Below are 14,952 nucleotides of genomic sequence, written 5' to 3'. Positions count from 1 at the left end.
AGGTGCCCTTTCGCAAATTTATCGTTATCGTTATTGTTGTTGTTGGTTTTGATTTTGTTGTATTTGCTGCTGTTGCTGTTGTTGTGCTTGCTGTAATTGCTGAGCAGCCTGTTGAACTTGTTGAGCAGCTTGTTGATATTGTTGTTGCTGAGCAGGTTGTGCACTACCTTGAGCTTGTTGAATTTGTTGTTGTGCTTGTTGTAATTGCTGTTGAGCTTGTTGAATAGCTTGAGGATTTGCTTGTTGTGTCGCTTGTTGAACTGCCTGTTGAGCTTGTTGTACTGCTTGCTGAGCCTGTTGAGCTGCTTGTTGTGCTTGTGGGTTTTGTTGCATGGATGAATTCCTCCCGAGTGAATGTATTTTCTTACCCTCTATATCGTGCCAATTAATTTCTAAGTTATACGAAAACTCAACAGTGTTTTTTATTCATTTTGTAGATTGTTAATCAATAAATAAAGTATGATTAAATCAGAATAAAGGAGGTAATTCATGTTAGTCCTTATCGGAATCGCCCTCATAATTAGTATAATTGCACTAATTGCTACTTTAAACGTTACGAAAAACCTTGATACAGAATATAATAAAAGTCGTAGTTTTTCTAATCTGTCAATTATTTACATATTTGTACTGCCAGTTGTAATCGTACTCGTTGCAGTGCTTGCATTCGTTCTATAATTGATAGATTACAAGAAATTGCTTTATAAAAATTTTAAAGGAATTGCTTTACTTTAAGTAGTTAGATAAAATTAATGATGAAAATAATTATTAGAAAAGAGGCAATCATATGATTCAACGTACAGTACTTGTAAAATTTTCTGAAGAGACAACGCAAGAGCAATTACAGGAAGTTGTAACACGTTTTAAAGCATTAAAGGAGCATCTAACTGGCATTGTTGACCTTCAAGCGGGGTTAAATATCCTAGACCGTAATAAAGAATACCAAGTTGTATTAATGGTACGTTTTGAAGACCAAGCGGCACTTGACGCTTATGTAGTAAATCCTGAACACAAAGCAGTTGCTTCATACATAGTAGAAGTGGGTCGAGTAGATAGCATTGGAGTAGACTTCGAACTATAAACTCAAATCTCTATATTTAAGTTGTCCCAAAATACAATTGGATTCTGGGGCAGCTTCATTCGTCTATAATACATACAAAGGGGATATGTTTTGTGGGAAATAAATTAGCAAATATGAACATAGCAATCGGTGGTTCTCGTAAGCTTGAGGAAATGAGTAATTTAATTACTAAGCAAGGAGGTACACCGCTTATTCGTTCTCTTCAAGGGACAACTTTTTTTGATGAAAAGCATGTGGGACAAGATGTACTGAATTTTGTCCAAGGAGAAAATGATTGGTGTATTTTTACAACTGGAATTGGCATTGAAGCACTTTTAAATATCGCAAAAGAAGTAAACGTATATGATGAATTTGTTTCTAAAATTAGCAATGCCAAGGTTGGCTCTCGTGGCTACAAGTCAATAAATGCATTAAAAAAACTTGGTATTACACCAATTGCTACCGATGATGATGGAACAAATCAAGGGTTAATTCGTTCTTTAAAGTCACATGATTTAGAAGGGAAGCATGTGATGGTTCAACTTCATGGTGAATCTGCACCTAGATTGATTCAATTTCTTGAAGATAAAGGAGCAATCGTTACTCAAATTTTACCTTACAAACATATCGCGCCTGACGTAGCTACAGTGGATAAAGTTTGTAAAGAAATCATCAATAAAGAGATTGATGCTGTTTGTTTCACAACTGCCATTCAAGTTTATTCATTATTCAAGCATGCCAAGGAAAAGGATTATGTAAAAGAAATTAGCGAAGCATTTGAAAATCAAACAATCGCTGTTTCAGTTGGGAAAGTTACTACTGAAGCATTACGAGACGAAGGAGTCCAACGCATAATTGCTCCAGATAACGAGAGAATGGGCGCAATGATTATTGAATTAACAAATTATTGTGACAAAGTAAATCGATAACTACTTTAGAACGGAAGGAGTTGTTGTATAGTGGAACAGATTTATTTAGATTACAATGCAAGTACACCCATTGCACCAGAAGTTCGTGAAGTAATGCTCCCATATTTAGAAAATTACTATGGGAATCCTTCCGCCATGCATTTTCAAGGAATGCAAGCAAAAAAGGCTGTAGAAGAAGCTAGAAAACAAATCGCAAGCCTGATTAATTGCCAATCGAAAGAAATTATTTTTACTAGTGGTGGGAGTGAGTCCAATAATCATGTTTTAAAGGGTGTATTCTCTAGTTTTAAAGAAAAAGGAAACCATATCATTACAACAACGATTGAGCATCCAGCCATCATAAATCCTTGTAACTATCTTGAACAACAAGGGGCGAAGGTTACATATATTGGTGTTGATGAGTATGGAAGAGTCAATCCAGAAGACATCAAAAAAGCAATAACGAAGGATACAATATTAATTTCAGTGATGCACTCAAACAATGAAGTTGGAACAATCCAACCAATAAAAGAAATTGGGGAATTAGCAAAGGCAGAGAACATCTTATTTCATACAGATGCTTCACAATCGATAGGAAAGGTACTTATCGATGTTAATGAATTACATATTGATTTCCTAACAATTGCTGGGCACAAATTATATGCACCTAAAGGAATTGGAGCCTTGTATATTCGTGATGGGATTGAAATTGAATCCTTCATGCATGGTGCTGGTCATGAAAGCGGCAAAAGGGCAGGCACTGAAAATGTAGTATTTGATGTTGGGTTAGGTAAAGCATGTGAAATAGCAAAGAAGGATATATCTAAAAACGAACAGGTAAAAGAGTTACGTGATTACTTTTGTGAGCAATTAAAATCACACTTTCAAGAAAGTATTTCCTTAAATGGTCACCCAGAATACCGTTTACCTAATACGTTGAACATAAACTTTAAGAATCAAGTTGGACAAGATATACTTTCAGCACTTCCGCAACTAGCTGCTTCAACTGGTTCTGCTTGTCATTCAGGCGAAGTCACATTATCACCTGTTTTAAAAGCAATGGGTGTGACGGAAGAGGATGGTAAAGGAGCTATTCGATTTAGCTTAGGTAAGTATACAACAAAAGAAGAGATTGACCATGCTATAAAGCTATTAATAAATATGTAGAGTAAGGAGGGGGCTCGTGACTATGGAGCGCCCTTCCTTATTATTACACCTGACCTTTTGACGTTAGCTTTTTATATATTTTTCTAATATAGGGGAGTAACCAGCGAGCTAATCCCAATTTCCCTCCATTTGCCCCTGCTAGTAGAATAAATAAACCTACTATAATCATAAGTGGATTTGTAGACACTGTTCCTGCAAATAGAAAGGCGAAATTCCATAATTTTTAATGAGACTCCTTCATTGTTTTTGTAGGAAAATATTGTTAAGATAACTTAATAAAAAAAGAAGTCATTGTCACAGGAGAAAGGGTAGACATAATGAATCGTTATCAACGGAATATAACAATTGCACTAATAATCGCAACCTTTCTAGCAGCTATAGAAGTAACGGTCATTAGTACTGCTGTGCCGGGTATTACAAGGGATCTTGGTGGAATTGATTTAATTAGCTGGGTTTTTGCTATATATCTATTAACATACGCAGTGATGACTCCCATTTTCGGAAAGCTTGCTGACCTCTTCGGGAGAAAGAAGATATTCATTACAGGAACTATATTATTTTTAATCGGTTCTGGATTATGTGGCTTATCACAAACGATGGAACAGCTTATCATGTTCCGCGCTATACAAGGTATTGGTGCTGGAGCGCTAATGCCAATGACTTTCACAATTGTAGGAGATATATTTAAATATGAACAACGAGCGAGAGTTCAAGCTATAATTGGTTCTATATGGGGAATAGCAGGTATATTTGGTCCTTTGGTAGGTGGGTTTTTCGTTGATTATTTCACATGGAATTGGATATTTTACATCAACATTCCATTTGGACTTGTATCAATGTATTTAATCGGAAAATATTTAGAAGAAAAAATCGAAAAACGAAAACGTTCAATTGATTTTGGTGGAGCATTCACATTCATTGTTGGTACCTCTGCTTTACTTTATGCGCTCCTATCTGGAGGCACGGAAATTGCTTGGAATGATAGTATGATGTTCATTTTATTTGCAGTGGCCTTTGCATTTCTATTTATTTTTGCAATTATTCAACTTAAAGTTAAAGAGCCAATGCTCCCATTTCACTTATTGAAAAATCGCCACTTATTGATTGTAAATTTAAGTGGCTTATTACTTGGTGCTATCTTAATTGGCTTAACTGCATATCTACCTTTATGGGTGCAAGGTGTACTTCTATTAGCTGCTACTTCATCTGGACTAACGTTAATCCCTATGTCTCTTGGCTGGCCATTAGGGGCGTATGTTAGTGGGAAATTTATTGTAAAACTAGGAACGAAACCAATCTCGTTAACGGGAGTTATTTTAATCGCATTAGGTTCATTCGCATTGACATTTATTACTGGAACAACACCTAACTTCATTCTTATTGTGATTATGTTCTTCATTGGATTAGGATTCGGTCTATCATTTACTGTTTTTACAGTTATTGTTCAATCGTCGGTAGAATGGAACCACCGTGGTACTGCATCATCTTCAAATGCATTTTTACGAACATTAGGTCAAACGTTAGGAATAGCTGTATTAGGAGCAGTCCTTAATCAACATATTGGGGGGCATACGAATAATGGAACAGATGTTGCACCAGATATTTTAGCAGCAGGACTCCATTCTGTTTTCATTATTCTAGCTATCATTGCTACTCTATGTGTCATTTTAGTAGCAAGCTTTTTACCAAAAGAAAAGCCTGAACACGCAGAAAGTACTTCTTCCTCATAAGGTGTAATGGGCACATTAGGAACACACTTCCTAATGTGTTTTTATTTGTATTCTAATATTGTGTAAAGTAAAATCAACAAAATAATACTTTGGAGGGACTCAAAGTTGGATACGAAAACGAAATGGAATAATAAGCATCAACAACATATTAAAAATCTCAATCAACCGCGCCCTAATGAACGTCTAAAAAATCTCTCATCGTATTTTACAGGTGAACAAGCCCTTGATATTGCCTGTGGTCTAGGAGCGAATAGCTTTTATCTTGCGGAACTGGGATACCAAGTAGATTCTTTAGATATTTCAGATGTAGCTATACAGTTTATTAAAACGAAGGTAGACGAACAACGACTATCAGTTACTCCAAGACTATGTGACTTAACTGAATTAAGCAGAACAATAGAATCGGATAAGATTTATGATTTAGTAGTAGTGACGTATTATTTAGACAGAGCAATTTTTCCATTTATTAAAACTATCATCAATGAGAATGGATATGTCTTTATGGAGACATTTTATAAGTCGTCCTACCATAAAAAAGAAGGTGTATCTGATAAATTCAAATTGAATTCTAATGAACTCCTGAGCGAATTTGCTGATTGGCATATTCTTTTTTATGAGGAACATGAACTAGAGGGAAGGCAGACGATTTTGGCAAGGAAGAAGCCAGTGGGCTAAATCTTTGAGGCTGTCTCAAAAATATACTCCAATCCAATTGCATACAACTTCAAATTAAGTGTACACACTTTTAAAAGGTCACTAAGAGGGATTCCCTTTTAGTGACCTTATTCACTTTCCTAGTATATAACCTAGACATACAGTAAACTAGGTTATAATATTTCGTTTAATCTACAGAATGGGAGGAGATTTTTAATATGACACAATTCATTGAAAAAGATCATTTCTTTTATGCCTTTGATAAAAATAATGAGGCTTCTGTTAAAGTAAAATCAGGTACGCAACTTGTCATCGAGACATATGATTGCTTCACTAACCAAATTCAATCTAATACAACAGCCTTTAATTCAATTGATTGGAATCAAATTAATCCAGCTACAGGTGCCATTTATGTAGAGGATGCACAACCTGGTGATGTATTGAAAGTCAGAATTGATAACATTGAACTGGCTGAACAAGGAGTAATGGCTGTTGGGCCTGACTTAGGTGTGATGGGACACCGAATTGACCAATTTGAAGCAAAAATAATCCCAATTCAAGATGAAAAAGCAATTTTTAATGATATGCTACATATTCCTTTGAATCCTATGATTGGAGTTATCGGAGTTGCACCAACGGATGAACCTATTTCGTGTGGTACACCAGGAGCTCATGGTGGGAACATGGATACGACCCTGATTACAACTGGGGCTACACTATACCTTCCCGTATTTCATGAGGGAGCTTTATTTGGTTTAGGTGATCTTCACGCAGCAATGGGAGACGGAGAAATTGGTGTTTCTGGTATTGAAATTCCTGGAAAAGTGACCGTTACATTAGAAGTAGTAAAAGGACATTCGATTCCGTTTCCTTTTGTGGAAAATAAGGATGGAGTTGCATCAATTGTATCGATGGAAACATTAGATGAATCGGCAAAAAAAGCAGTTGAAATTATGATTGATACCCTTATACCTCATACTGATTTAAGTTTAAGTCACTTAACGATGCTAATGAGTGCTGTTGGACAATCACAAGTATCACAAATTGTTGATCCATTAATGACGGCAAGGTTCTTCGTACCTAGATGGGTACTAGACGCTTATAATATTACATTGTTTGATGAGTAAGTGACACTAATGATTCTAAAGTACCTTTCGAAGGGCCAAACCTTTGAGAGGTACTTTTTTGTGGCCAGGAAATTAAAAAATACATAAACAAAAGACTGCTTGCGGTTTTATTCTTGTTCATTTTTAGCTAGTAGTGGATAGTTCTCTAAGTAATAACAGTATTGGTCTAATCTTGGAATCATGGAAAATATCACTGATACCCTCACTAAATCTTCTTTGGTATGCTCTTATATAGTTACATAGTTTCGAAGAGCGATGACGAGAAGAGGGGGAATAGGTTTGGTAATATACTCAAAGTTTCTTTTATCAATAGTTTTAGTAATTTCACTAGTAGCAATTAATCCATTTGCTAGTTTTTCAGCTACGTTTCCACCTGTGCCACATGAAAATAGTGATCTTGGAAGAAATACAAATGCATATTTAGCAGCTACCAACGGACCAAGTCTTAGTCAACAAGAAGCCTTTGTAAAAGAAGTGTCAAAACATGCTGTGAAAGCAAGTGAAACATGGGGAGTCCCAGCTAGTGCCATTATTGGTATGGCAATTATCGAAAGTGGCTATGGAACTACAAGAATCGCTCATCATGCAAATAATATTTTCGGTATTAAGGTTTGGGGTTTTAATCCATCAAATGCTTGGCAATTAGTTGGACAACCTGACGAAGATTTTGATCGGGCGATTCCAGTCATTGCAGACAATGGAGACAATCGTAAGGTGTTTGATGAAACACAAAGAAGAGACAATTGGTATCGAATGTTTAATTCCTATGAACATGCTATTAATTTCTTAGCTGGTACACTATTACAAAATAATAGATATGGATTTGCACGAGACCAATACCAACAAAACCTTTCTAATGGAGTAAGTATTGAGGAAAGTTCCAAACAATATCTTTTTGATATTGCTAATGCTGGATACAATCATCTCGGGGGGGATTATTACCGAGAGAATGTAGGTAGATTAATGGATAGATGGAACTTATACCAGTATGATGTTCAGTCTTATCTCCACTTTAGAGATATTAGAGGGCACTGGGCAGAAGATTCAATTAATCTATTAGCTGATTCAGGAATAATTTCAGGATTTCCTGATAATACGTTTAGACCTAATAATTCACTAACTAGATCACAGTCTGCGATTATTATGGTTAACTTCCTAGAACTACAACCAATCGCAAATACACATGTTTCATTTTTAGATGTCGGACAGAACCATTCTGCAATACAGCCAATTACTATTGTTGCTCAACACAGGATTATGAATGGGACAGGAAATAACCATTTCTCACCTAATACTACGGTAACAAGAGCCCAAATTGCACAGATTTTATATAATACCGGACAATATAATGAATCTTTAGTAGCTGCTTCTAGTAGTTTTAGAGACGTAAGAAACGATCATTGGGCTTATACAGCGATTCAAACGATGCGTAATGAAGGAATTGTTAAAGGATATGAGGACGGTAGCTTTAAGCCGAATGATCCAATTACAAGAGGACAGCTAGCAACTATCATTAGCAACATCCTAACCAATCAGAAATAACCATAGATTGAAATTTAAATCTCGATGTACATATCTAAATATTTATGATTCATAAGCTTTTCTGTTATTATAATTATATGAGTGTTGTCGAAAAAAGACGTACTAAATATATATGAAATGGGAGCTAGTAAATCATGTATCAAAATTTAGAGCAATGTATTCTAGATTTAGAGAAAAATGGTTATTTAATTAGAGTACATGAAGAAGTTGATCCATACCTTGAGATGGCTGCTATACACATGAAAGTGTTCGAAGCAGGGGGACCTGCACTGTTATTTGAAAATGTAAAAGGAACAAACTTTCGAGCTGTATCTAATTTATTTGGTACAGTAGAACGCAGCAAATTTATTTTTCGCGATACGTGGGATCATGCACAAAATGTTGTAGCTTTGCGAAACGATCCTATTAAGGCTTTAAAGAATCCATTTAAACAAATTGGAACAGGACTAGCTGCTTCGAAGGCTTTACCAAACAAGAAGACAAGTGGTCAACCTGTAACCTTACAAGAAATTAAGATTTCAGATCTTCCACTAATTCAGCACTGGCCAGACGATGGAGGAGCATTTGTTACATTACCACAAGTATATTCTGAGGATCCTGATAAGGAAGGAATTATGAATTCCAATCTTGGGATGTACCGTATTCAACTAAGTGGTAACGAGTATGAACTAGATAAAGAAATTGGCGTTCACTATCAAATTCATCGAGGAATTGGTGTGCACCAGGCAAAGGCTACTAAACAAGGAAAGCCATTAAAAGTAAGTATTTTTATCGGTGGACCACCTGCTCACACATTGTCAGCAGTTATGCCTTTACCTGAAGGGCTAAGTGAAATGACATTTGCTGGTTTACTAGCTGGACGACGTTTTCGTTATAGCTATATTGATGGTTATTGCGTTAGTAATGATGCTGATTTTGTTATTACTGGTGAGATATATCCTGAGGAAACAAAACCAGAGGGTCCATTTGGTGATCATTTAGGCTATTACAGTCTTACTCATGAGTTCCCATTAATGAGGGTGCATAAGGTGTACGCAAAGCCAAATGCAATATGGCCATTTACTGTTGTAGGTCGTCCTCCACAGGAAGATACAGCCTTTGGTGCTCTCATTCATGAATTAACGGGCGATGCAGTGAAACAAGAAATTCCTGGTGTAAAAGAAGTACATGCTGTCGATCCGGCAGGTGTGCATCCTTTATTATTTGCTATCGGGAGCGAACGTTACACTCCTTATCAAAAAGTAAAACAACCAGCTGAGCTTTTAACAATCGCAAACCGTATTTTAGGAACAGGACAACTGAGCTTAGCTAAGTACCTTTTTATCGCTGCTGAAGAAGAAAAACCATTAAGCACTCATGATGAAGTTGACTTTTTATCGTATCTTTTAGAGCGAATCGATCTCCACCGTGATATCCATTTTCAAACGAATACAACAATAGATACATTAGATTATTCGGGTACTGGGTTAAATACAGGTAGTAAAGTAATTTTTGCTGCTTGTGGAGACAAAAAGCGAGATCTGTGTAAGGAAGTACCAGAAGAGTTAAAGGGATTACGTAACTTCCACAATCCTCGCTTAGTCATGCCAGGTATTGTAGCAATCGAAAGTTCTGAATTCTCATCTTACGAACATGCTCAACAAGAACTTGAAGAATTTTCGAAGGCTATTCAAGCAAAGGGCAACATGCCGACTTGTCCAATGATAATTCTATGTGATGATAGTCAATTTTTAAGTGAAGAGTTGAATAACTTTTTATGGGTAACATTTACGAGAAGTAACCCATCACATGATATTTATGGAGTTAATAGCTTTTATGAAAATAAGCACTGGGCTTGTGATAATCTAATTATTGACGCCCGCTTAAAACCACACCATGCACCACCTTTAATACCTGATCCGACAGTTGAGAAAAATATTGAACGTCTATTTGTAAACGGGGCTAGTCTAAGTAGTATTAAAATATAACAGTTATTTGATAAAAGGGCTTTTACTGCTAAAGGTAAAGGTCTTTTTTCTATTAAGTTAAAAATTACAGTCCTAAAAAAGGAAAAATTAGTATAGCTATAGAAATGGAGATTATTAGGATTTTATAATTGAAGAGGAGGTTTGTATGAAAAGAAGTATTAACTTTGCGATGTCTTTAAGTACGCTATTACTGATGATTGTTATCATTATCGCCTGTAGCAATGAAACACAGTCAGGGGAGATACATACTGATGACAGTGAAGGAAAACACGATGACCCAATTGTTGCGTCAAATGGATTTGTATTTGAACGAGGAGAACGGAATTTTGAGCTAAAGTATGAAGAAGATTTTGATATATACTTAGAGAATACGGAAAAACTATTTACTGTCTTTTATGCCACTTGGTGTACATATTGTCAAGAGATTGACACGAGACTAGATGAATTATTAGATGAATTTGAGGACCTTGTTATTTTAAACATAGATATCGAAAAGCACACCGATTTAGCAAGGATATACCAAGCTGTCGCCACACCAACAATCGTTTACTTTGAAGAAGGAAAAGACCCAGCTGGCTTCAGGGGAGCTCTCCCAACAGAAACGATTATTGAATTTATAAATGCTGTGGAATAAGAAAAAGGAGTACAGTCGTAGATACGACTGTACTCCTTTTACTTACCAAAAATATTTATTAATTCAATCTGCAAAGGCGCTACACTGTTTCCCTCTCAAAAACATTTTAAATTCAGCTGTTAATTCATCCGTAATATTTTGATGCCTAGGGGTAGGCGCAGGCCTCATATTGATGATTTTCCCGTCAACGACTTCACAACGAAATTCTTCATCCCATGTTAAATAATCAGCATAGTTAATATTGTCTTGATTATGAGGAAGAGCCATATAGCCATTCCTTTCCATACACTTTTCTTTATTTTAGCATGTAAGTTATTTTAGAGTAAGATTAAAGTTTGTATGTTGCTAATTCAATTACTTTGGAACGAGCTGCGTACATTGCTGGACTTTCCTATACAGATTTTATTTGCCTACTTGAGAACATTCCTTGGAACTCTGTTACAGAAGGTTTTTATAAAGAGAGTGAAGAAGAGACAGTTTCTTTACTTGATGAAATCGACAAGCTTGATATTTCATTGACAAATTGGTCAGATTTACTTTTTTGAGATTATTATTTAACTTCTCTCATTATTAAGAATAACATTCCAATATTTAGTTATACTACAACTAACAAAATAAACACTGTATTAAAGGTGTTTATTTTATAGTAGTGCTAGGAGGAGGCTCATAATGAAGAGGAATATTCAGCAATTGAAGGACTATAGCTATTCTTTATTAGAAGCAATCTGGGAAGTTGAATATGGTGAACTTTTATCTCCTATGGAATCGAAAAAAGGAACAAAAGATAATGATGAAATGCCTAGCTTATCATAATAGCTAGGTTTTTTTTCGTTCAATGGTAATAGTTAGTCTGAATATATATAGGTTTTCATACATTGATTATATCTTTTACCATAATCAGATCCTCTTTGAAAATATTTCATATAGGAATGTATAAATTTGGTGTCGTATGCAAAAAATTAGTATAAATAGTACTCCCGAATTTAGGGGATTGCTGTCTGTACGATTTCAATATGTTAAAAATAAATAATCCTTTTTGGGGGTGATTTCGTAAGATGAATTCAATACAGTTCGACTATAGTGTTCCACGCTATGCTTTAAGTAAAGTTGTTGGTCGATTTTCACCATCAATTTACTGGCATCCAAAACTATCGTGTTTGCGTTTTCGTAAGGTTTCTACACCATCATTACCTGATGAAAATTGGGTAAAAGTAAAGGTCAAATATGGGGGTGTATGTGGGAGTGATATTAATCTAATTTGTCTAAATGACAGTCCAACTACATCACCATTTGCTTCCTTCCCTTTTACTATAGGACACGAAGTAGTAGGAACGATTGATGAAGCAGGATCAATGGTAGAGAATTTGAATCAAGGGGATAGGGTTGTTATTGACCCAGTACTGTCTTGTATCTCAAGGGGAATTGAAAAAATCTGTCCTGCTTGTGAACGTGGAGACTACAGTCTCTGTAATCACATGACTGATGGAAAAATTTCTCCCGGTTTACTTATTGGTGCGTGTCGCGATACTGGTGGAAGCTGGAGTTCTCATTTAGTGGCACACCAAAGTCAAATAATACGATTGCCTGATGAAGTAGATGATTCGAATGGTGTTTTAGTTGAACCATTTAGTTGTGCTCTTCATGCTGTATTACGAAATCCCCCTAAAGAAGGCGATACAGTTTTCGTTATAGGTGCAGGTGTTATTGGTATTTGCGTAGTTGCTGCTATACGTGCATTAGAGATACCATGTCGAATTGTTGTATTAGTAAAGCATTCTTTCCAAGCTGATTTAGCGAAATCATATGGCGCAGATGAAGTGATTTTTCTAAAAGGAAAGCAATATATTGACGATGCAGCTAAGGTTCTGAATGCAAAGGTGTTAAAGCCAATTTATGGAGAGTCCGTCATTCAAGGCGGAGCAGATATTGTCTTTGAATGTGTAGGAAGGAAGAAAAGTATCAATGATTCTCTTCGTTTTACTCGAAGTGGAGGGAAGGTTGTATTGCTTGGTCTTGCTGGCATTATTGATGGTATTGACTGGACAACAGTTTGGCTAAATGAATTAGAGGTAAAGGGAAGCTTTGCCTATAGTACTGGTGTTTATCAAGGAAAGAAAATGAGAACATTAGAGATTGCAATAGAATTAATGCGACAAGGAAAAGTAGACCTATCACAAATGATTACTCATCGGTTTCCGTTAGAGCAATATCGTGAGGCTATTACAATGATGATGAAAAAAGGAAATGGCTCAACAATCAAAGTGGTGTTAGAGCCTTAACATCCTTTCTTTTTAATAAAACTTACACTATCCGTCTAACGATAACTTGAACTAGGAGGAAGACAACATGGGCAATTTTTCTTTTTCTGGTACTAAGCAAACATCATTTTTAAACTGGCTTGCAGAAGGAATAAAGGAACAGTTTGTTAAACAAGGATTTACCTTTTACGATGAACCAATAGATGACATTAAATTAATTTTTAACTTCCTTGACGAAGAAAATGTTCGACCTTTCAGACGAAAAGCACAAGCGACTTTTGTTGTATCCGTTTTTGAAACTAGAGGTCAAACTTATGATATTTTCAAAGAAGCTTACCCTTATTTAATCCGTTCTCTTTCAAATCACTTAGTGTATATTTCACACTATGGTGACAATACAGATATTTATTTTTTAACACCTGAGCAAGGTTGCTATAAAATATCCTACACTCAAGGTGAAAATGCAGAAGAGTTGTTCCTTAACATTTATAAGCGACTAGAACCACTTGCTTTATCAAATCTAGTGATTGAGAATGATTTCCACTATGATTTACCTCAAGAGTTATGGCATGGTGATGATGTGACTCAAAAACTAAGTGTATCTGGTAAAAAATTAGATGAAATGGACCTTCTTCCCGCACCATTTCCTCTTGATAAATATTTAACATCAAGAGATATGCGACATCTTAATAAATTATATGGTATTGGTGGTTTAAGCTATGGTAATCTTAGCGCCAGACAAGACCAAGATAACTTTTGGATGAGTGCAAGTGGTATCAATAAAGCTGATATGAAAGTAATTGGACAAGATATTCTATATATTAAAGGTTATAATGATGAGAAAAATAACATACAAGTAAGTGTTCCTAAAGAAATCATGCCAAAGCGTGCGTCAGTTGATGCGATTGAGCATTGGATGGTATACAAGGAGCATCCTGAAGTTGGAGCGATTGTTCATATTCATGCTTGGATGGATGGAATTGAAGCAACAGAAATTAATTACCCATGTGGTACTGTTGAATTAGCAGAAACAGTTGCACAACTTGTAAGAGAAGCTGACAACCCAGCTAGAACAATAATCGGACTTAAAAACCACGGTTTAACAATTACTGGACCGGATCTAGATGATATTTTCGAACGAATTGATGGAAAGATTAATCGTCAAGTACCTATGTCATAAGTGGACAAGCCTAAAGATGCAGCGACTCCGCACATTGCTTAGAGGCTGGGACAAAAGGTCAAAACAGACCTTTTGTCCCGGCCTCTTTAAATTATTCTTCTAAAGCACCTAAGTAAGCTAAAATCGCACTAAGACATGTTTTTTTATACTCCTCATGTAATGTTTCCTCATTGCGTAATAACCACTGGATCAAGCAACCATCAATTATAGCTCTCACTGTTTTTGAAGCTTGTTCAACTTTTAATTGAGGAGAGAAGACCTTTTCTTTTTGTCCTAAACTTATAATATCACTAGCAAGACTCCAGCAATTTTCATAAAACTTCAAGTTAATTTGTTGATAGTCAGGGTTCCTAGTTGCTTGAGCAATAAAATCTAAATAGACTTGATAAAATTTTTTATTTTTTTCAGGACTAATAAAGACAGAGTTAATATAGGCAGTTAGTTGCTCAATCGCAGTTATTTGAATACTAATTGCTTTACGTTCATTCTCATAAATACGCTCCGTTACCCACGTTAATAAATTAGAAAAAACATCCTCTTTATTTTTGAAATAATAATTCGTTACCCCTTTGCTCACTCCTGCATAATCAGCAATATTCTGTAAAGTTACTGCTTCATATCCTTTATCAGCTACTGCTTGAAATGCTGCTTTTAAGATTTGTTCTCTCCGTTCAACTGATTTCTTCTTCATATTTCTCCCACCTAATATAGTCTTAGTGATATTATAC

General features: G+C 35.7%; 17 protein-coding genes. 14 read left to right on the top strand and 3 right to left on the bottom strand.

Annotated elements, in window-relative coordinates; genetic code table 11:
* Window positions 1-30: 30 nt before the first annotated feature.
* The gene (locus tag CD003_RS07635; protein WP_096200557.1) at window positions 31-333 is read right to left on the bottom strand and encodes a hypothetical protein; all 303 of its coding nucleotides are present in this window, start codon (window positions 331-333) and stop codon (window positions 31-33) included.
* Between the two features lie 156 nt (window positions 334-489).
* Between CD003_RS07635 and CD003_RS07630 the strand changes: the two genes are divergently transcribed.
* The 10 genes from CD003_RS07630 (at window position 490) to CD003_RS07585 (ending at window position 10,786) form a co-directional block, all read left to right on the top strand.
* Window positions 490-675 (top strand): BshB3 potential contributor to bacillithiol synthesis, encoded by a 186-nt coding sequence (locus CD003_RS07630; protein ID WP_096200556.1) that lies wholly within the window; start codon window positions 490-492, stop codon window positions 673-675.
* A gap of 109 nt (window positions 676-784) precedes the next feature.
* Window positions 785-1,078, top strand: a complete 294-nt coding sequence (locus CD003_RS07625; RefSeq protein WP_096200555.1) for a Dabb family protein — start codon at window positions 785-787, stop codon at window positions 1,076-1,078.
* A gap of 92 nt (window positions 1,079-1,170) precedes the next feature.
* A complete protein-coding gene (locus tag CD003_RS07620; protein ID WP_257008268.1) occupies window positions 1,171-1,986 on the top strand; it encodes a uroporphyrinogen-III synthase in 816 nt (271 codons plus the stop codon).
* A 30-nt stretch (window positions 1,987-2,016) separates the two neighbouring features.
* On the top strand, window positions 2,017-3,132 hold the full coding sequence (locus CD003_RS07615) for a cysteine desulfurase family protein (RefSeq protein WP_096200554.1): 1,116 nt from the start codon (window positions 2,017-2,019) through the stop codon (window positions 3,130-3,132).
* 317 nt (window positions 3,133-3,449) lie between these two features.
* Window positions 3,450-4,862: an MDR family MFS transporter gene (locus CD003_RS07610; protein WP_096200553.1), complete on the top strand. Its 1,413-nt coding sequence runs from the start codon at window positions 3,450-3,452 to the stop codon at window positions 4,860-4,862.
* Window positions 4,863-4,967: 105 nt separating this feature from the next.
* Complete coding sequence (locus CD003_RS07605; RefSeq protein ID WP_179295479.1) at window positions 4,968-5,537, top strand: class I SAM-dependent methyltransferase; 570 nt, start codon at window positions 4,968-4,970, stop codon at window positions 5,535-5,537.
* Window positions 5,538-5,734: 197 nt separating this feature from the next.
* Window positions 5,735-6,643, top strand: a complete 909-nt coding sequence (locus tag CD003_RS07600; RefSeq protein WP_096200551.1) for an acetamidase/formamidase family protein — start codon at window positions 5,735-5,737, stop codon at window positions 6,641-6,643.
* Window positions 6,644-6,922: 279 nt separating this feature from the next.
* On the top strand, window positions 6,923-8,185 hold the full coding sequence (locus tag CD003_RS07595) for an S-layer homology domain-containing protein (RefSeq protein WP_096200550.1): 1,263 nt from the start codon (window positions 6,923-6,925) through the stop codon (window positions 8,183-8,185).
* Between the two features lie 134 nt (window positions 8,186-8,319).
* The gene (locus tag CD003_RS07590) at window positions 8,320-10,152 is read left to right on the top strand and encodes a UbiD family decarboxylase (protein WP_096200549.1); all 1,833 of its coding nucleotides are present in this window, start codon (window positions 8,320-8,322) and stop codon (window positions 10,150-10,152) included.
* Between the two features lie 145 nt (window positions 10,153-10,297).
* Entirely contained in the window at window positions 10,298-10,786 is a 489-nt protein-coding gene (locus tag CD003_RS07585) for a thioredoxin family protein (RefSeq protein ID WP_096200548.1), read from the top strand.
* Between the two features lie 63 nt (window positions 10,787-10,849).
* On the opposite strand, the gene CD003_RS07580 is transcribed toward CD003_RS07585, so the two are convergent.
* A complete protein-coding gene (locus tag CD003_RS07580; RefSeq protein WP_257008267.1) occupies window positions 10,850-11,071 on the bottom strand; it encodes a Uma2 family endonuclease in 222 nt (73 codons plus the stop codon).
* Window positions 11,072-11,121: 50 nt separating this feature from the next.
* On the opposite strand from CD003_RS07580, the gene CD003_RS07575 reads away from it, so the two are divergent.
* From CD003_RS07575 to CD003_RS07565, 4 genes are all read left to right on the top strand, one after another.
* Window positions 11,122-11,331 (top strand): hypothetical protein, encoded by a 210-nt coding sequence (locus tag CD003_RS07575; RefSeq protein WP_096200546.1) that lies wholly within the window; start codon window positions 11,122-11,124, stop codon window positions 11,329-11,331.
* Window positions 11,332-11,455: 124 nt separating this feature from the next.
* Complete coding sequence (locus tag CD003_RS21810; RefSeq protein ID WP_179295478.1) at window positions 11,456-11,599, top strand: hypothetical protein; 144 nt, start codon at window positions 11,456-11,458, stop codon at window positions 11,597-11,599.
* Window positions 11,600-11,841: 242 nt separating this feature from the next.
* Window positions 11,842-13,065: a zinc-dependent alcohol dehydrogenase gene (locus CD003_RS07570; protein ID WP_096200545.1), complete on the top strand. Its 1,224-nt coding sequence runs from the start codon at window positions 11,842-11,844 to the stop codon at window positions 13,063-13,065.
* 67 nt (window positions 13,066-13,132) lie between these two features.
* Complete coding sequence (locus tag CD003_RS07565; RefSeq protein WP_096200544.1) at window positions 13,133-14,224, top strand: class II aldolase/adducin family protein; 1,092 nt, start codon at window positions 13,133-13,135, stop codon at window positions 14,222-14,224.
* Window positions 14,225-14,315: 91 nt separating this feature from the next.
* Here the strand turns inward: CD003_RS07565 and CD003_RS07560 are convergent, their stop codons facing one another.
* On the bottom strand, window positions 14,316-14,915 hold the full coding sequence (locus CD003_RS07560; RefSeq protein ID WP_096200543.1) for a TetR/AcrR family transcriptional regulator: 600 nt from the start codon (window positions 14,913-14,915) through the stop codon (window positions 14,316-14,318).
* Window positions 14,916-14,952 lie beyond the last annotated feature (37 nt).

Origin of the sequence: Bacillus sp. FJAT-45350, assembly GCF_002335805.1 — a bacterium.
Classification (GTDB): domain Bacteria; phylum Bacillota; class Bacilli; order Bacillales; family NISU01; genus FJAT-45350.
The sequence above is the reverse complement of the archived record's forward strand: the minus strand, read 5'-3'. Positions and strand labels throughout refer to the sequence as shown.